Source organism: Dactylosporangium sp. NBC_01737, from assembly GCF_035963215.1.
GTDB lineage: Bacteria > Actinomycetota > Actinomycetes > Mycobacteriales > Micromonosporaceae > Dactylosporangium.
The window spans coordinates 12539144-12557322 of the sequence record NZ_CP109153.1 but is presented as its reverse complement, the minus strand read 5'-3'; the positions used below and the strand labels follow the sequence as shown (position 1 = coordinate 12557322).

Sequence of the window (18179 nt, the reverse complement as noted above, 5' to 3'; positions counted from 1 at the left end):
GCAGCGGAGGGGCCGCTCATCAGAGGTGCAGTGTTGGCTCAGGCCGACGCCGGAGCGCAGCGGAGGTGGCGGCATGAGCACTGCCAACATCGCCGCCATGCTCGGCGGCAACGCGCTGCGGTTCGGCGACGCGGACGCGCTCGTCTTCGAGGGCCGGCGGTGGACGCACCGGCAGCTCGACGACGACGTCAACGCCCTCGCCGCAGGTCTGACCGCCGAGGGCGTCCGGCGGGGGAGCCGGGTCGCGATCGTGGCGAACAACGTGCCCGAGTTCCTGATCCTGTCCCTGGCGCTGTCGAAGCTCGGCGCCGTCTTCGTTCCCCTGAACTACCGCCTCACCGCGGGTGAGCTCGCGCAGCTGCTCGGGCACGCCGGGGTGCAGGCGGTCGCGACCGTCCCGGAGTTCGCCGAGCTGACCGCCGCCGCGATCGCCGGCCTGCCCGCCGTGGAGCGGTTCGCGCTGGAGCCGATCGACGGCTGGACCGACCTGCGGGCAGTCGTCGAGGCACACCGGGGGGAGCGGGTCGCCGACGCCGAACTCGACGACGGCGCCCTGCAACGGATCATCTACACGTCGGGCACGACCAGCCTGCCCAAGGGCGTCATGCTCACCCACGGCAACGTGAACATGAACATGCACGCCCAGATCGTCGAGCTGGGCCTGCGCCCGACCGACCGGATCCTCAACTTCGCGCCGCTGTACCACGTCGGCGGCACCGACCTGCCCGGCTACGGCATCTGGCACGTCGGCGGCTGCATGGTGCTGCAGCGACGCTTCGAGCCGGCCGCGGTCAGACGCGCGATCGAGGCCGAACGCATCACCGGCATGGTCATGGCCGCCACGATGCTCGACATGGTCCGCCGCGAGACCGGCACCGAGGCCGACCTCGGCTCGGTGCGGTGGCTCATCTACTCGCAGGTGACGTCCGCGCTGTTCGCCGTGGCGCGGGAGCTGTTCCCGAACGCGCGGCTGATCGAGGGTTACGGGCTCACCGAGACGTGCAGCGGCCTCACGTACCTCGACGAGGCCCACATGGAGTCCAAGCAGGGCTCCGTCGGGATCCCGGTGCCGTGGGTGCAGGTCCGGGTCGTGGACGCCGACGACAACGACGTCCCGGTGGGGGAGAACGGCGAGGTCGTCGCCCGCGGCCCGAAGGTCAGCCCCGGCTACCTGGACGACCCGGCGGCCACCGCGCACGCGTTCCGCGGCGGCTGGTTCCACACCGGTGACGTCGGCTGCTTCGACGAGGACGGCTACCTGTACATCCGGGACCGGCTCAAGGACATGATCCGCAGCGGCGGGGAGAACATGTCCAGCGCCGAGATCGAGAACGTCCTGGCGGACCACCCCCTCGTCCTCGCCGCGTCGGTGGTGGGCGCGCCGCACCCGACGTGGCAGGAGGTCCCGGTCGCGTTTGTCATCGGTCGGCCGGGGCTGACCGCGGAGGCGCTGGTCGAGCACGCCCGGCAGCGGCTCGGGAAGTTCAAGGTCCCGAAGGAGATCTACCTCGTGGACGAGTTCCCGACGAACCCGTCCGGCAAGGTCCTCAAGCGCACGCTGCGGGACCTGCGGCCGTCCATGCGTCCGGACTGGACCTACGGCAGCTGACGGGCCTGCGCGTTGCGCAGCAACGCCAGGGTGTGCACGAGGGAGAAGCGCCGGGTGCCGGGGCCGAGCTCGTCCCACGGCTTCTTCCACGGCATTCGGCGGGCGACGTCCCAGGCGGTGGCGTCCGGGCCCATGAGCCCGCGGGCCAGGTCGGCCTCGGCCTGGTGGAAGGCCTTGAGCTGCTCGGCGCGGCCGGCGACGTCACGGTACGGGAACTGGTGGGCCGGGCAGGCGATGGTGGCGCCGAGGTCCCGGATGCGGTCCAGGGAGCGCTGCAGGTCCCCGGCGGGGTCGTCGCCGGGGCGGCTGACGATGGCGAGCTGGGTCGGGCCCTCGGCCATCATCGTGTCGCCGGTGAAGACCAGCCCGCGGCTGTCGTAGTACACGGTGTGCCCGTACGTGTGGCCGGGCGTGTGCACGGCGCGGATCGTCACGTCGCCGAAGTCGAGATCGGTGTCACCCATCAGGGCGGTGTCCAGGCGCAGCCGCTCGTGGTGCTCGGCGACCTTCACCGCGTCGGCGTACATGCCGTCGACGACGTCGCGTGGCGCGCCGGTCAGGTCCAGGGCGGTGCCGAGCTGGTCGAGGAAGGCGCCGCGGACCCGGTGCATCGTGGCGAAGTCGTCGGCGGCGCCCATCAGCACGCGGGCACCGGACAGGGTGCGGACCTGATCGGCGAAGCCGACGTGGTCGGGGTGGTTGTGGGTGATGAGGACGGTGGAGATCGCCTCGACGGTGTGCCCGATCGCGGTCAGGGAACGCCGGAACGACGCCCAGCAGGACGGGTGGTCGTAGCCGGCGTCGATGAGGACCAGACCCGCCCGGGTCTCGATCAGGAACACGGTGACGGCGCGCAGCGCGCTGCCGTGCAGGGGGACCGGAACCGCCCAGACACCGTCGATGACCTGGGCGGGGGCTGGGACCTCACGGGCGCGGTAGCTGGCGGCGTGTGCCTCGCTCACGGGTATGGACATCGTGGGGGAGCTCCCTTACTGTTGGGCAACAACATACCGGATGGTCGGAATTTAATTCAAGGAGTCCGATGACGGAGGACCGGACCGGTTTCCGGCTGTGGGCAGCCGCCGAACCGGACTTGTGCGCGATCGTGACCGCCGATGACCGGCAGATCACCTACGGTGCGCTGTTCGCCGAGGTCAACCGGCTCTCGCACGGGCTGCGGACCCACGCGGGGCTGCGGGTCGGCGACACCGTCGCGGCGGTGATGACCAACAGCCCGGGCATGGTCGCGCTGTACCTCGCGGCGATGCAGTCCGGGCTGTACCTGGTGACCCTCAACTACCACCTGACCGAGCCCGAGGTCGCCTACATCCTCGGCGACAGCGGCGCCAAGGTCGTCGTCGCCTCGCAGCGGGTGGAGGATGTCGTCGTTGCCGCCGCCCCCGACAGGGTCCGCGTGTACGTCGACGGCAAGAACCTCTCCGAGCTCACCGCCGGCATGCCGGACACCAGCCCGCAAGACACCCCGGCCGGCTCGCTGATGATGTACACCTCCGGCACCACCGGCCGCTCCAAAGGGGTGAAGCGCCCGCTCAGCGGCATCGACGCCGACGCCGGCGCGCGCACGTACGTATGGCTGTTCAACGAGTTCGGGATGCAGCGCTCCGCGTTCGCGTCATGGCTGGTGTCGGCACCGCTGTACCACTCCGCCAACATCACCCCGGCGATGGGCGCGCTGCACGCCGGCGGCACCCTGGTCCTGATGGACGGCTGGACCCCGGAGGGTTTCCTGCGCCGGGTCCAGGACCAGCGCGTGACCGGCACCAGCATGGTGCCGACCCACTTCTACCGGCTGCTGCAGCTGCCCCGCGAGACGCGCGAGCGCTACGACATCTCCTCGATCGCCTACGTGCTGCACGGTGCCGCGCCGTGCCCGCGGGAGGTGAAGCAGCAGATCCTGGACTGGTTCGGGCCGGTGGTCTACGAGTACTACGGCTCCACCGAGGTCGGCACCACCGTCGCCCGGCCGCACGAGTGGCTCGCCCACCCCGGCACCGTCGGGCGCCCCGCCTCGATCTCCACCCTGAAGATCCTCGACGAGCAGGGCCGGGAGGTCCCCGTCGGGCAGACCGGCATCGTGTACATGCGCCAGGGCAGCGACAAGGTCGAATACCACAACGACCCGGGCAAGACCGACGGCGCCCGCCGCGACGGCCTCATGACGGTCTGGGACGTCGGGCACGTCGACGAGGACGGCTTCCTGTACATCACCGGCCGGGCCGCCGAGCTGATCCTGGTCGGCGGGGTCAACGTCTACCCGGCCGAGATCGAGGCGGCGCTGCTGACCCACGAGTGGGTCGCCGACGCCGCCGTCGTCGGCGCGCCCGACCCCGAGTTCGGCGAGGTACCCCAGGCGCACCTCGCCCTGCGCGACGAAGCGCCCGACCGCGAGACCGTGATCGCGGCGCTGCGGGCGCACCTGGAGACCCGGCTGGCGAAACCGAAACGCCCGCGGACCTACGTGCTGCACGAGGCGCTGCCACGGGACCCGAACGGCAAGCTCTACAAGACCCGGTTGAAGCCGGCTGAGGGGGTACCGGCCAATGGACTTCGATGACAGCGACACCGACCGGGCATTCCGGCGGGAGGCCGGCGGCTGGCTCGACGAGGCGCTGCGCGACGTGCCCGACCAGGAGGACCTGAGCCAGGAGCAGCGCGAGCACTGGTCGCGGGTCTGGCAGGACCGGCTGTGCGCCGGCAACTGGGCCGGGCTGTCGTGGCCGGCCGAGCACGGCGGCCGCGGCCTGGACGCGCTCGCGCAGGCGATCTTCAACGAGGAGGCCGCCGTCCGCGGCGCCCCGTACCCGCTCAACGGCGTCGGCATGATGCTGGCCGGGCCGACGATCATCGCGCACGGCACCCGCGAGCAGCAGGCCCGGCACCTGCCGGGCATCCTGCGCGGCGACGAGTACTGGTGCCAGGGCTTCAGCGAGCCCGGCTCCGGCTCCGACCTGGCCAGCCTGCGCACCGCCGCGACGAAGGTGGACGGCGGCTGGCTCGTCAACGGCTCGAAGATCTGGACCTCCAACGCGCACAATGCCGGCAAGTGTCTGCTGCTCGCCCGTACCGACGTCGCCGCGCCGAAACATCAGGGGATCAGCTACCTGCTCGCCCCGATGGACCGGTTCACTGTGCGGTCGCTGGTGATGATCAACGGGGACACCGAGTTCAACGAGATGTTCCTCGACGATGTGTTCGTCCCCGACGAGGATGTGCTCGGCGGGGTCGGCAATGGCTGGAAGGTCGCCCTCACCACCCTCGCGTTCGAGCGCGGCAGCATGGCACTGAACCTGTGGGTGTGGGCCCGGCAGGCCGTCGATCGGGTCATCGACGTCGCGATCGAGCGGGGCGTCATCGATCGGCACGGTGCCGGTGACACCGCGTTCCTCGACACGGTCGGCCAGTTGCAGTGCGACGCCGAGGCGGTCCGGATCGGCTCGATGCGGATGCTCGGCGAGACCCGGGCCGGCGGCGTCCCCGGCCCGGAGACCTCGGCGCTGAAGAGCCTGTGGGCCGGTGTCGTGCAGAACGCCAACCGGCTCGCGGTGCAGCTCGACGACGGTGGCGGGGTGTTGCTGGACGGCGCGGGCGCCGCCGCCCGGATGCGCCGCTACCTGCGCGCCCGCGCGCACACCATCGAGGGCGGCACCGAGGAAGTCCAGAAGTCGATCCTCGCGGAGCGGGTGCTCAACCTGCCCCGTTCACGCTGAGCGGAGCCCGGCATGCGCGCGACATTCACCCAGGAACAACTGGAGATCGCCAAGACCGTCCGGTCCCTGGCCGAAGGGGAGGGGGTCACCGCCCGGGACGCGCTCGACGGCGGCTGGCGGGCTCCCGCGTGCGACGGCCCGCTGCTGCGCGACTTCGGCCTCCTCGGGGTGCCGGAGCCGGCCGGTGGCATCGGCTCGGACCTCATCGACCTGCTCGTCGCCGTCGAGGTCCTCGGCGAGCACCTGGTGCCGAGCCGGTTCCCCGCGCACGCGGCCGCGGTGCAGCTGCTGAGCGGGGCTGCGCTGCCCGTGGACGTCCTGGAGGGCGCGCGGGTGCTGACCCCGGTCATGGACGGGACCACCCTCGTGCGGTACGCGGCCCAGGCCGACGGCCTGGCGGTCCTGCGCGACGGCGAGGCCGGGATCGCCCCGGTCTCCGGCGTGCTGCCACGCGAGTCGCTCGATCCGTCCGTGCCGCTGTCCGACGTCGCCCCGGCCGAGCCGGACGGGCTCGTGCCGGCCGGTGCCGGCCCGTGGCGGGCCACCCTGGTCGTGGCGGCCGAGCTGTGCGGGGTCGCGCAGGGGGCGATCGACCTTGCCGCCGAGCAGGCCCGCACCCGCCAGCAGTTCGGCCGGGTCATCGGCTCCTACCAGGGGGTCGCGTTCCAGCTCGCCGAGGCGGCCACGGCGCGCAAGGCGGCCTGGGACCTCACCCTGTACGCCGGCTGGGCGGTCGACAACCGCCGGCCCGACGCGGAGATCCAGGTGCACGCCGCCAAGGCCGCGGCGGGCCGGGCCGCGGTCTTCGCCGCCGAACGCTGCATCCAGGTGCACGGCGGCATGGGCATCACCATGGAGGCGGACCCGCACCTGTTCCTGCGCCGCGCGCTGGTGCTCGACGCGGTGCTCGGCGCCGGGGCCTGGCACCGCCGCCGGGTCGGCGCCCTGCGGGTCGCGGCCCGCTCGGCAGCTCGTTCGGCATAGGCCCTGGCCTGCATCATCTTGCGAAGGCCAGCGCGGTGGCAGTAACATTCCGTCTGGTCGGAATAAACGAGGAGAGATCGTGAAGTTCGGCATCATGAACCTGTTCCCGGTGAACGAAGGCACGTCGGACCACCAGGTGCTGCGGGAGACGCTCGAGGAGATCCAGCTGGCCGACGAGCTCGGCTTCGACTCGATCTGGCTGGCCGAGCACCACTTCTCCAAGTACGGCATCCTCGGCAGCCCGATCAACTTCGGCATGGCCGTCGCGGAGCGGACCAAGCGCATCACCATCGGCACCGCCGTGCTCGTCCTGCCGCTGCACCACCCGCTGCGCCTGGCCGAGGACATCGCCGCCCTCGACGTGCTCAGCGGCGGCCGGGTGTCGATCGGTGTCGGCCGGGGCTACCAGCCCTCGGAGTTCGCCGGCTTCGGCGTGCCCCTGGAGGAGTCGAAGCAGCGCTACCAGGAGAGCCTGGAGATCCTGCGGCTCGCCCTGTCGCAGGAGAACTTCTCCTACCACGGCGAGATCTTCCACTACGACAACATCACCACCTACCCGCGGCCGTTCACCCCGGGCGGGCCGCCGATCCTGCAGGGCACCGTCTCCCCGGACAGCTTCCGCGAACGCGGTGCGGCCGGCGAGTCGATCATCACCTCGCCCAACTTCACCCCGCTGGGCATCATGCAGAAGAACTTCGACCTGTACCAGCAGGCCATGCGCGACAACGGCTTCGACATCTCCACCTACGACCTGCCGTTCATGCAGCAGGTCTGGTGCGGCGACGGCGAGACGGGGCTGCGTGAGGCCGCGAAGTCCGCGATGCAGTACTACAAGTCGGTCGGCAAGGTCATCCCCGGCTCGGAGGAGGCGATCGAGAAGGAGCGCGCCTACTACGCGGCGGTGGCCAAGAACATCGAGCTGCTCACCCTGGAGCAGACGCTGACCCACGGCGGCAACTTCGGCTCGGCGCAGCAGGTCATCGACACCATCGAGATGCTGCGCGAGCAGCTCGGCATCAACCACTACATCGGCTGGCTGCGGATCCCGACGCTGGACCGTGCGGCCGCGCTGCGCTCCATGGAGGAGTTCGCCGCCAAGGTGATCCCGCACTTCCGCGCGCAGGCCGACAATCGTGGCAAGACCGCGGCGGTCGTCGGGTGAGGATCAGCTGCTTCCTGAGCGCCCAGTTCGACCCCTCGGTCTCCGCCACCGACGGCATCGACGACGTGCTCGCCCAGGCGGCCGCGGCCGAGGCGGCCGGGTTCCACGCCGTCTACCTCGGCCACCACTACCTGGCCAGGTCCGCGTTCGTCCAGCCGGTCCCGCTCGCCGGCTACCTCGCCGGTGCCACCAGCCGGGTCCGGATCGGCTTCGGCGTCCTGCTCGCCCCGCTGCTCAACCCGATCGCGCTCGCCGAGGAGCTCGCGTCGCTGGACGTGCTGTCCCGTGGCCGGCTCACCGTCGGCCTCGGCGCCGGCTATCGCAAACGCGAGACCGCCGCCTTCGGGGTCGCGTGGGACGACCGGCTGCGCCGGCTCAGCGACTACGTCCCGCTGCTGCGGGCGCTGTGGAGCGGCGCCACCGTCGACGCGCAGGGCAGCTGGGGTGAGGTCCCCGGCGCCTCCCTGGCCCTGCGTCCAGTGCAGCCCGGCGGGCCGCCGCTGTGGATCGGCGCGTTCGCCGAGGCCGCCGTGCGCCGCGCCGCCCGCCTCGACACCCCGTGGCTCATCGGCCCGAAGGGCGACGACGCCGAGCTCGCCCGGCTGCTCGGCGTCTACCGCGACACCCTCGCCGAGCACGGTCACGACCCCGTCCGGGAATACCCGATGAGCCGTGAGGCATGCGTCGGCGACACGTACGCGACCGCCGCCGCCGCCGTCCGGCCGCACCTGCAGCGCCAGTACGCCGGCTACAAGTCCTGGGACGACGCGCAGGCCATCGACGTGGACCGGTACCTCGCGGAGGACTGCCTGGTCGGGTCGGCGGACGAGGTCGTGGCGAAGCTGCGCCGCTGGGAGACCGACCTCGGCATCACCGAGGTGTCGCTGCGCCACCAGTTCGTCGGCGCCGGCCAGGACGAGGCCATGGAGCAGCTCGCCCGCTTCGGCGCCGAGATCATCCCGCGGGTGAGTGCGGGGGTGCCGCGGTGACCAACCTCGCCCGCATCCTCGAGGGCCGCGCCGCGGACCGGCCGCACGTGCCCGCCCTGTACGGCGACGACGGCCGCTCCTGGACGTTCGAAGAGGTCGACCGGCTCGCCGGTGGCGTCGCCGCGGCCCTGCGTGCCGAAGGGATCGGCGCGGGGGACCGGGTCGCCTGCTATCTCACCAACGGCCCCGAGATCGTCTTCTTCCTGTTCGGCGCCTGGAAGATCGGCGCCGTCCCGGTCACGGTCAGCAGCCTGTACAACGCCGCCGAGCTGGACGAGTCGCTGACCAAGGCCCGGCCGCGGCTGCTGCTCGTCGACGACCGCCGGCCCGACGTCATCGCCGCGTTCCTCACCGGCGGCGCCTCCGCCGTGCCGGTCCGCTCGGTGGACGGGCCGGTCCGCTCGGTGGACGGGCCGGTCGCCGGGGTGGCGGAACTCGCCTGGCGGCAGCAGGTCAGCGTGCCCGCGGTCGACGTCGCCGACGACGCCGAGGCCTGCATCCTGTCCACCGGCGGCACCACCGGGCGGCCGAAGTCGGTCCGCGTCACCCACGGCGGCACCCGCGCCTCCCTGGAGCGCCTCGCCAGGGTCTCCACGGGCAGCGACGCCGAAGGTACCGCCGCCACCGACGCCAAGGCCAACCTCATCGCCCTGCCGTTGTTCCACAGCGGGGGCCAGCACTCGCTGCTCTTCGCGTTCTTCGTCGGCCGGCCCGTGGTGGTCTGGGAACGCTTCGGCGTCGACCGGCTCGCCGACCTCATGGACCGGTTCGCCTTCGACAACTTCTTCCTGCTGCCCACGATGGTCTACGACATCGTCCACTCGGCCCGGGACCTGCCGTTCCAAGGGGTCAAGTCGGTCCTCGTGGCCGGCCAGGCGATCTCGTGGCCGGTCCGGCGCGCCTTCGAGGAGCGCTACCACGTGCCGATCCTGGTCAACTACGGTTCGACGGAGGCCGGGCACATCGCCGGTTGGAACAGCCGGGACATGAAGGCCGGCCGGTGGAAACCCGGCTCCGCCGGCCGGATCTACCCCGGCGTGGACCTGGAGATCCGCGACGGCGACGGCAAGGCCCTGCCGGCCGGTGCCGAGGGCGAGGTGGTCGTGCGGTCCGAACTGACCAAGGGCTACGTCGACGACGCCGAGGCGTCCCGCGAACTGGTCCGCGACGGCTGGGTGCACACCGGCGACATGGGCTACGTCGACGCCGACGGTGTGCTGTTCCTCGTCGGGCGCAAGCGAGACATGATCAAATGTGGTGGGTTCCAGGTGTGGCCCGAGGAGATCGAGGACGAACTGCGGGAACACCCGCTCGTCCGTGACGTGCGGGTGCTCGGCCGGCCCGACGACCGGCTCGGCGAGATCCCGGTGGCGCTCGTCGTGCGCGCCGACACCAACACAGACACCGTCACCGACGACGACCTCGCCGACCAGCTCGTCGCGTTCGCCCGGGACCGGCTCGCCCACTTCAAGACCCCACGGCGGATCGAGTTCGTGGCCGCCCTGGAACGCAGCACCACCGGCAAGATCAGCCGGGCCGCCGCAGAGGAGCACCGATGAAGTTCGGGATCATGGCGTCGCACCAGTACCCGCACGGCGACGACCTCGGCAAGCACCTCAGCGACCTGTTCGGCACCGTCGAACTGGCCGCCGAGCTCGGTTACGACTCGGTCTGGACGATCAACCACTTCCAGTCCAACCTCAACACCCCGCAGCCGATCTCGATGACCGCGAGCCTCATCCCGCGCTCCGGAACCATGCTCATCGGCACCGGCATCCTGCTGCTGCCGATGTTCCACCCGGTGCACATCGCCGAGGAGTTCGCCACCCTCGACCACCTGTCCGGCGGCCGGGTCGTCCTCGGCGTCGGCGCCGGCTACCGCGACAACGAGTTCGCCGCGTTCGGCATCGACCCCGAGACCCGGTTCCGCCGCCTCGACGAGAGCCTGCGGCTCATCCGGGCGCTGTGGGGCGGCGAACCGGTCACCACCGACGGCGAGTTCTACCCGCAGACCGATGCCACCATCGGCATCCGGCCGCTGACCCCGGGCGGGCCGCCGATCTGGATCGGCGCCGGCGGCAAGAAGGCCGTCCGGCGGGCCGCCCGGCTCGGCGACGCCTGGTACGCGCCCGGCAACTCGCCGAGCCGCCGCTTCCTGCCCGAGCACCTCGCCGTCTACAACGACGCCCTCGCCGAGTACGGCCGCGACCCGTCGACCGTGTCGCGCCCCGTCGGCGTGGAGCTGTACTGCGCGCCGAGCACCGAACGGGCCGTCGAGGAGGCGCTGCCGCACGCCCGGGTCGAGTACTCCACCTACGCCGAGTACCCGGCGCTGCGCTGGCAGCGTGACCGCTTCGACGAACTGGTCCGCAACACCCTGCTGCTCGGCTCGCCCGAGTTCCTCATCGAACGGATCGGCGCCCTGCGCGACCTGGGCTTCGACCACCTCATCTTCCGGCCCGGCTGGCTCGGCATGCCCACCGAGCAGGTCCGCGCCTCGCTGCGCTTGTTCGCCTCCGAAGTGTTCCCCGCTTTCCGCCCTTAAGGAATCGCCGTGAAGAAGACCGAAGCCGAACTCCTGGAAAACCAGTGGGACGTCGAGAACATGGAGGTCGACCCGGAGGTCCTCGCCAAGTACGTCCGGTACGACGTCGACGAGCCGCGCTCCGTGGCCACCATCACCTTCGACCGCCCGGACCGGCTCAACGCCATCCCGGTGGCCGCCTTCGAGCGGGTCGGCGACCTGGTCCGCGAGGCCGAGGCCGACGACCGGGTCAAGGTGATCGTGTTCAAGGGCGAGGGCGAGCACTTCGGTACCGGCGCGGACGCCGCCGAACTCGGCCACTACATCGGCTACAAGGCCGGCACCGACAAGGCGTCGCGGCGCCGCCCGGCGCAACGGCAGCGCATCCTGCCCGACCGCAACGTGCTCAGCTCCGGCTTCACCCGGCCCATCATCGAGTCGCTGAAGGCCACCATCTGCCAGGTCCAGGGATACTGCTACGGCGGGCACTTCCAGATCGCGCTGTCGGCGGACATCGTCATCGCCAGCCCCGACGCCCGCTTCACCCACCCGGCGTTCCGTTACCTCGGCCCGGCCCCGCAGGACATGTACCACTGGATCGAGAAGGTCGGCCTGACCACGATGAAGGACGTCATGCTCACCATGCGCGCCATCGGCGCCGAGGAGGGCGAGCGCAAGGGCCTGGTCACGAAGGTCGTCCCCCGCGAGGACCTGCAACGCTGGGTCGACGACTACGCCGACGCCATCGCCGTCATGCCGCTGGACTCGCTGATGATGGGCAAGTCGATGATGCAGATCGTGATGGAGGCCCGGGGCAAGGGCCTCGGCGCGATGACCGGCTGGGTCGGGCACGGCTGGGCCACGAACGTCAGCTTCGAGGAAGGCGACTGGAACTTCCTCAAGGAGCGTCGCGAGAAAGGCATCCGGCAGGCCCTCGAGGACCGCGACAGGATGGTCGCGCCGTACTTCCGGCTCAGCGAGTCGCGGTCCCGCGAAGACTCGGCCGATTCGTGAAGTTCGGCATCCTGCTGGACCACCAGTACGAGCCCGGCGACGACCTGCACCGGCGCACCGGTGAGATCGTCGAGTACGTCCAGCACGTCCGCGACCTCGGGTACGACTCGGTCTTCGGCATCCACCACTACCTGTCGTCGCTGTCGACGCCGCAGCCGCTGCCGCTGCTGTCGCGCCTGATCGACCACTCCGGGACGATGGAGCTCGGCACCGGCATCCTCATCCTGCCGCTCGGGCACCCCGTGCACTGGGCGGAGGAGATCGCCACCATCGACCAGATGTCCGGCGGCCGGTTCGTCCTCGGCATCGGCTCCGGCTACCGCAACGACGAGTTCGCCTCGTTCGGCATCGAACGACGTACCCGGGTGTCCCGGATGAACGAGGCGCTGGACGTGATGCGGCAGCTGTGGACCGGCGAGCCCGTCACCCACAAGGGCCAGCACTTCGAGCTCGACGGGGTGCGGTGCAGCGTGCTGCCGGCGCAGCGGCCGCACCCGCCGGTGTGGGTCGGCGCCAACGGCCCGATCGGCATCGCCCGGATCGCGAGGCAGGGCCTGCCGTGGCTCGCCCCGTCCAACGTGCGCCGCAACTGGGCCGTCGGCAACCTCGCCGACTACCGCGCCGCCCGTGCGGAGGCCGGACACTCCGAGAACGGCGCGGTGTTCCCGATCCACCGGGACCTGTGCGTCGCCGACTCGTTCGACGCCGCCTACGCCATCGCCGGCACCGCCGTGCGCCGCTCCTACGGCGAGTACGTCCAGTACGGCATGGACTACTTCGAGACCCAGTGGGAGGGCATCGAGAGCAAGGCGCTGTTCTTCGGCTCGCCCGACGACATCGCCGCGAAGGTGCAGGACTTCGCCGACGCCGGCTACAACCACTTCGTCTTCCGGGCCCAGTGGCTCGGGCTGCCGATCGCCCGCTCGATCGAGATCGTCGAGCGGTTCGCCCGCGAGGTCATGCCGAGGTTCCGCCCATGAAGATCGGTCACGTCATCGTCCCCGCCGGTTCGCTGGACGCGCAGCTGGCGTTCTACACCGCGCTCGGGCTGACGACCCGGTTCCGCGACGGCGACCGGTACGCCGCGGTCACCGACGGCACCGTCACCATCGGCCTCGCCGACGCGTCGCAGCAGCCGGTCGCCGGGCGGACCGTGCTGAGCATCCAGGTCGACGACCTCGACGCCAGCATCGCCGGCCTGACCGCGGCCGGCGCCACCGCCTCGGCACCCGTGACCGGGCCGCACGAGCGGCGCGCGCTGGTCACCGACCCGGGCGGCAACCCGGTCGTGCTGTACGAGCGGCTGCCATGACCGGCCCGCAGCGCAGCGGAGGTGATGGCATGACCGGCCCGCAGCGCAGCGGAGGAGCCGGTCATCAGAGGCGCAGTTTCAGGTCAGGACGGCGCCGGAGCGCAGCGGAGGTGACGGCGTGACCGGCGGGGGTGACGGCAGGTCCGCCCTGGCCGACATGACGGTGTCCGTGCTGGGCGGGACCGGGCCGCAGGGGCGCGGGCTGGCCCGCCGGTTCGCCGCCGCCGGGCTCGACGTCGTGCTCGGCTCGCGGGATCCGGCGCGCGCCGTCCTCACCGCATCGGGCCTGCCCGGCCGGGTCTTCGGCATGTCCAATGCGGACGCCGCGGCGGCCGGTGCGATCGTCGTCGTGGCGGTGCCGTGGGACGGGCACGCCGAACTGCTCAGGGAGCTCGCCCCGGTCCTCGCCGGGAAGATCGTGGTGGACTGCGTGAACCCGCTCGGCTTCGACAAGCAGGGCGCGTACGCGCTGCCCGTCGAGGAGGGCTCCGCCGCGCAGCAGGCCGCGGCGATCCTGCCCGCCTCCACCGTGGTCGGCGCGTTCCACAACGTCTCGGCCGTGCACCTCGACGACCCGTCACGGTCCACTGTGGACACCGACGTGCTGGTGCTCGGTGACGACCGGGCCGCCACCGACCTGGTGCAGGAACTCGCCGGGACGATCCCCGGCGTCCGTGGCATCTACGGCGGCCGGCTGCGCAACGCCCACCAGGTCGAGGCGCTCACCGCCAACCTCATCTCGGTCAACCGCCGGTACAAGGCCCACGCCGGCCTGCGGGTCACCGACATCCAGTACACGGAGGACTGAGCGTGGAACTCGCCAACACCGCCGCCATCGTCACCGGCGCGGCGTCCGGCCTCGGCGCGGCCACGGCCGCCGCGCTCACCGCGGCGGGAGCGACCGTGCACGGCTTCGACCTGGCCGACTTCTCTGGTGTCCGGGTCGACGTGACGGACCCGGACGCCGTCCGGGAGGCGGTCGAGGTCGCGGCGTCCGGACCCGAACCGCTGCGGGTCGTGGTCAACTGCGCCGGGATCGCCCCGTCGGCCCGGATCCTCGGCCGCGCAGGGGTGCACGACCTCGCCATGTACGCGAAGGTCGTGCAGGTCAACCTGATCGGCACGTTCAACGTCATGGCGCTCGCCGCCGAGCGGATGGCGGCGACGGCGCCCGACGCACACGGGCAGCGGGGCGTGATCGTGAACACCGCGTCCGTCGCCGCGTACGAGGGCCAGATCGGTCAGGCCGCCTACGCCTCCTCGAAAGGTGGCATCGTCGGCCTGACCCTGCCCGCCGCCCGCGATCTCGCCCAGCACGGCATCCGGGTCATGACGATCGCCCCCGGCATCATGCTCACCCCGATGCTGGAGACCGTCTCGGAGGAGTACCGCACCGGCCTCGCCGCCGGCGTGCCCTTCCCGGCCCGCCTCGGCACCCCGGCCGAGTACGCCGCCCTGGCGCTGTCCATCGTCGCCAACGACTACCTCAACGGTGAGGTCATCCGCCTCGACGGCGCCCTGCGCATGGCTCCGCGCTGATCCGGCCCCAGGTCAGCGGGGTCTCACAGCGGCGTCGTGTGAGGCGGTGCCGGCGGTGTGAGACCGCCGGGGTGAGGCCGGAGCGGTCGCGAGGTGAGTGAGGTAGGAGATTCGACAACGCCCGTTCTTCCGGTGATTCCGGCGGCAGGTCGCTCCTAAGCTGTCGCGGTGTCCGTGAGAGCCCCGGCCGCCGGTGAGGCGGACGACATCACCGTCGCCGCCGCCGGTGAGGCGTCAGCGCCAGTCTTCGTCGACACCACGGGCCGCCGTGGACGCCGAATCCGATTCGTCTTCCATCTGGCCGGTGGAGCGGCGTCGGTCTATGCGGTGCTGGTCGTGATCGCCGCGCTCCTCTTCACCGGCCCGCTGGACCTGCTGTCGCTTCCGGCGCCGGGGCAGACCGCGTCCGCGCCCGCGCCGGCCCGCCAGAACACGCCGACGCCCGTTCAGGCCGGCAAGCGCACCACCGGCGGCCTCCCCGGCCGCGGCAGCCCCACGCCGGTCGCGCCGAGTGCGTCCGCCGGGCCGAGCGGCTCCGCGACCGGCGAGCCGACGCCCGAAGCGACGACGAGCGTGGCGCCCCTCGCGTCACCGTCGATCCCACCGGCCGAGCCGAGCCCGTCCGCCACGCCGGCCGCGACGCAGCAGAGCTCCGCCCCCGCCGTCACCGTGCTCGTCGTGGTGGGCCCGGCGTGACCCGGGCGCGGGGGCGGGTGTCGTTCAGCCGGCTGATCTTCGGGGTGATCGCGCTCAGCGTGCTGGTCGGCGCGCTGCTGGTCGAGGCGTACGCCAATGCCGAGTTCCGCCCCGACCACACCGCGAAGCCCGGGCAGCGGACCAAGGTGCCGGCCGAGGTCATCGACGGCGGCCCGATCATCGACACCCGCAACGGCACGGTGCGCTCCTACCGGCTGCCGGCCCGCACCATCGCCCTCACCTTCGACGACGGCCCGGACCCGCAGTGGACGCCGCGGGTCGTGGAGGTGCTGCGCCGGCACCACGTCAACGCCACGTTCTTCGTTGTCGGCGCCCAGGTGATCCGGCACCCGGAGGTCGTCACGGAGCTTGCCCGGGCCGGCGACGAGATCGGCGTCCACACCTTCACGCACCCGCGACTGGACCGCCTGCCACGGTGGCGGCGCGAGCTGGAGTACTCCCAGACCCAGCTCGCCGTCGTGCACGCCACCGGCACCAAGTCGGCGCTGCTGCGGCTGCCGTACACCTCCAGCGTCCGTGCCGTCGACGACATCCAGTGGCCGCTGATCCAGGAGGCCGGCCGGCTCGGCTATCTGTCGATCCTGGCGGACACGGACAGCCGGGACTGGAGCAGTCCCGGCGTCGACGCGATCATCGCCGGCGCGACCCCGCAGGGCGACTCGGGCGCGATCGTGCCCATGCACGACGGCGGCGGCGACCGCGCGCAGACGGTCGCGGCGCTGGACAGGTTCATACCCATGATGCAGCGGCGCGGCTACACCTTCACCACCTTGTCGCAGGGCCTGGCCCGCACGCTCGCAGGACAGGCGGTCGTCGTCGGCGCGCCGACGGGCGCGGTCGAGCAGCGGCGCGCGTTCGCACTGGCCACGGCCGTCGTGCTGGCCGACTGGGTGACGGCCGCGTTCCGCGTGCTGTTCCTGGCCGCCGGCCTGCTGACGATCGCCCGGACCGTGACGATGCTCCTGCTCGCGGGCCGGCACGCGCGGCGACGGCGGGCCGCGTCGTGGCGGTGGGGCCCGCCGGTGCGCCTGCCGGTGTCGGTGATCGTGCCGGCCTACAACGAGAAGGCGGGGATCGAGGCGGCGGTGCGGTCCCTCGCGGGCGGCGACCATCCGGGCGGGATCGAGGTGGTGGTCGTCGATGACGGCTCGACCGACGGCACGGCGGCGCTCGTGGAGGCGATGCGATTATCCAACGTTCGGGTGGTGCGGGTCCCCAACGGCGGCAAGCCGAACGCGCTGAACGTCGGGGTGGCCATGGCCCGGCACGAACTGATCGTCATGGTCGACGGCGACACGGTCTTCGAACCCGGCTCGATTCGGCACCTGGTGCAGCCGTTCGCCGACGCCTCCGTCGGCGCGGTGGCGGGCAACGTCAAGGTCGGCAACCGCCGGTCGATCGTGGCCCGGTGGCAGCACATCGAGTACGTCATCGGGTTCAACCTCGACCGCCGGCTGTACGACACCCTGCGCTGCATGCCGACCATCCCGGGCGCGATCGGCGCGTTCCGACGCGAGGCGTTGCAGGACATCGGCGGGATCAGCAACGACACCCTCGCCGAGGACACCGACGCGACCATGGCGCTGTGCCGCGCCGGCTGGCGCGTCGTCTACGAGGAACGCGCCCGCGCCTGGACCGAGGCGCCGGCCACCCTGCGGCAGCTGTGGCTGCAGCGGTACCGCTGGAGCTACGGCACCATGCAGGCGATGTGGAAGCACCGCCGGGCCATCGTGGACCGTGGCCCGTCAGGCCGGTTCGGGCGGGTCGGCCTGCCCTTGGTCGCGTTCTTCGGCATCGCACTGCCGCTGCTCGCCCCGCTCATCGACGTCATGTTGGTGTACGGCCTGTGCTTCTCCAGCTGGAAGGTCACCACCGCCGCCTGGCTGGCCATGTTCGCGATGCAGGTCCTCACCGCCGTCGTCGCCTTCCGCCTCGACAAGGAGAAGCTCCGCGGCCTGTGGGTCCTGCCACTGCAGCAGATCGCCTACCGCCAGCTCATGTACCTCGTGCTGCTGCAGTCCCTCGGCACGGCCCTCACCGGCGCCCGGCTGCGCTGGCACAAGCTGCACCGGGCGGGCTCCGCCGCCGCAGCCGCCCCAGCCCCTCGGGCGGCGCCGCCCGCGGATTCCCGCACGGCGTTGCGCACCGGATCCGCGGTCGACGCCGTGTCCATCGACCTACGGCGAGCGGCCAGGCCGACGACGGCGACATCGCAGCGTGGTTGATTGGAGCCGGGTCGGCCCAACCGCAGGATGACATCCGCCGGAGTCATCGCCTCCCGCAGCACGGCAGTCGTCGGGCCGGCCCTGCACCACGTTCTGCTGCCGGCCTGGCCGCAGCCCGCGCTGTTCCGGCGACGGTCAGGAACCCCGCCGAGGAACTGGCAGACGGCGGTTCCGGCGGTGAGCGGGGTGGTGTGGGCCGTCGTGCCGGAGGTGCGGTCCAGGGCGGCGGTTGCAGGGCGGAACGGTCGTCAGCTCATCTCATGACTTCGGTGAGGACGGCTCGCGCGGCCCGCTGGGCGACGGCGATGACGACCTCGCCGCCTCCAGCAGTTGCGGGGTGCAGGGCTGCGCTCGCAGCCAGGTCAGCAGTTGTTCG

Annotated in this window: 16 protein-coding genes; 15 read left to right on the top strand and 1 reads right to left on the bottom strand. The window is 71.9% G+C overall.

All coding sequences use genetic code 11. The features are described from left to right. The first annotated feature begins 73 nt into the window (after positions 1-73). Positions 74-1609, top strand: a complete 1536-nt coding sequence (locus tag OHA72_RS57795) for a class I adenylate-forming enzyme family protein (RefSeq protein WP_327004599.1) — start codon at positions 74-76, stop codon at positions 1607-1609. On the opposite strand, the gene OHA72_RS57790 is transcribed toward OHA72_RS57795, so the two are convergent. Beyond that, positions 1597-2571: an MBL fold metallo-hydrolase gene (locus OHA72_RS57790; protein ID WP_327004598.1), complete on the bottom strand. Its 975-nt coding sequence runs from the start codon at positions 2569-2571 to the stop codon at positions 1597-1599. The genes OHA72_RS57795 and OHA72_RS57790 overlap by 13 nt on opposite strands. An 80-nt stretch (positions 2572-2651) precedes the next feature. Between OHA72_RS57790 and OHA72_RS57785 the strand changes: the two genes are divergently transcribed. The 14 genes from OHA72_RS57785 to OHA72_RS57720 all read left to right on the top strand — a co-directional run bounded on the left by OHA72_RS57785 (position 2652) and on the right by OHA72_RS57720 (position 17803). Beyond that, positions 2652-4184 carry an AMP-binding protein gene (locus OHA72_RS57785; RefSeq protein ID WP_327004597.1) on the top strand — a complete coding sequence of 511 codons (1533 nt, stop codon included), beginning with the start codon at positions 2652-2654 and terminating at the stop codon, positions 4182-4184. Continuing rightward, positions 4171-5337 (top strand): acyl-CoA dehydrogenase family protein, encoded by a 1167-nt coding sequence (locus OHA72_RS57780; protein ID WP_327004596.1) that lies wholly within the window; start codon positions 4171-4173, stop codon positions 5335-5337. The genes OHA72_RS57785 and OHA72_RS57780 overlap by 14 nt, the downstream gene beginning before the upstream one ends. Positions 5338-5349: 12 nt before the next feature. Further along, positions 5350-6321 (top strand): acyl-CoA dehydrogenase family protein, encoded by a 972-nt coding sequence (locus tag OHA72_RS57775; protein ID WP_327004595.1) that lies wholly within the window; start codon positions 5350-5352, stop codon positions 6319-6321. A 79-nt stretch (positions 6322-6400) separates the two neighbouring features. Beyond that, positions 6401-7483: an LLM class flavin-dependent oxidoreductase gene (locus OHA72_RS57770; RefSeq protein WP_327004594.1), complete on the top strand. Its 1083-nt coding sequence runs from the start codon at positions 6401-6403 to the stop codon at positions 7481-7483. Continuing rightward, complete coding sequence (locus OHA72_RS57765; RefSeq protein ID WP_327004593.1) at positions 7480-8472, top strand: LLM class flavin-dependent oxidoreductase; 993 nt, start codon at positions 7480-7482, stop codon at positions 8470-8472. Before OHA72_RS57770 ends, OHA72_RS57765 begins: the two co-directional genes overlap by 4 nt. Next, on the top strand, positions 8469-10031 hold the full coding sequence (locus OHA72_RS57760) for a class I adenylate-forming enzyme family protein (protein WP_327004592.1): 1563 nt from the start codon (positions 8469-8471) through the stop codon (positions 10029-10031). Before OHA72_RS57765 ends, OHA72_RS57760 begins: the two co-directional genes overlap by 4 nt. After that, complete coding sequence (locus OHA72_RS57755) at positions 10028-11017, top strand: LLM class flavin-dependent oxidoreductase (RefSeq protein WP_327004591.1); 990 nt, start codon at positions 10028-10030, stop codon at positions 11015-11017. The genes OHA72_RS57760 and OHA72_RS57755 overlap by 4 nt, the downstream gene beginning before the upstream one ends. A gap of 9 nt (positions 11018-11026) precedes the next feature. After that, positions 11027-12010: an enoyl-CoA hydratase/isomerase family protein gene (locus OHA72_RS57750; RefSeq protein WP_327004590.1), complete on the top strand. Its 984-nt coding sequence runs from the start codon at positions 11027-11029 to the stop codon at positions 12008-12010. After that, positions 12007-12990 (top strand): LLM class flavin-dependent oxidoreductase, encoded by a 984-nt coding sequence (locus OHA72_RS57745; protein WP_327004589.1) that lies wholly within the window; start codon positions 12007-12009, stop codon positions 12988-12990. Before OHA72_RS57750 ends, OHA72_RS57745 begins: the two co-directional genes overlap by 4 nt. After that, the gene (locus OHA72_RS57740) at positions 12987-13322 is read left to right on the top strand and encodes a VOC family protein (RefSeq protein WP_327004588.1); all 336 of its coding nucleotides are present in this window, start codon (positions 12987-12989) and stop codon (positions 13320-13322) included. The genes OHA72_RS57745 and OHA72_RS57740 overlap by 4 nt, the downstream gene beginning before the upstream one ends. 157 nt (positions 13323-13479) lie before the next feature. Then, positions 13480-14130: an NADPH-dependent F420 reductase gene (gene npdG / locus OHA72_RS57735; RefSeq protein WP_327011874.1), complete on the top strand. Its 651-nt coding sequence runs from the start codon at positions 13480-13482 to the stop codon at positions 14128-14130. 2 nt (positions 14131-14132) lie between these two features. Then, positions 14133-14861, top strand: a complete 729-nt coding sequence (locus OHA72_RS57730; RefSeq protein WP_327004587.1) for an SDR family NAD(P)-dependent oxidoreductase — start codon at positions 14133-14135, stop codon at positions 14859-14861. A gap of 168 nt (positions 14862-15029) precedes the next feature. Beyond that, positions 15030-15557 (top strand): hypothetical protein, encoded by a 528-nt coding sequence (locus tag OHA72_RS57725; RefSeq protein ID WP_327004586.1) that lies wholly within the window; start codon positions 15030-15032, stop codon positions 15555-15557. Then, positions 15554-17803, top strand: coding sequence for a bifunctional polysaccharide deacetylase/glycosyltransferase family 2 protein (locus OHA72_RS57720; protein ID WP_327004585.1), 2250 nt, complete (start codon positions 15554-15556; stop codon positions 17801-17803). The genes OHA72_RS57725 and OHA72_RS57720 overlap by 4 nt, the downstream gene beginning before the upstream one ends. Positions 17804-18179: the final 376 nt, after the last annotated feature.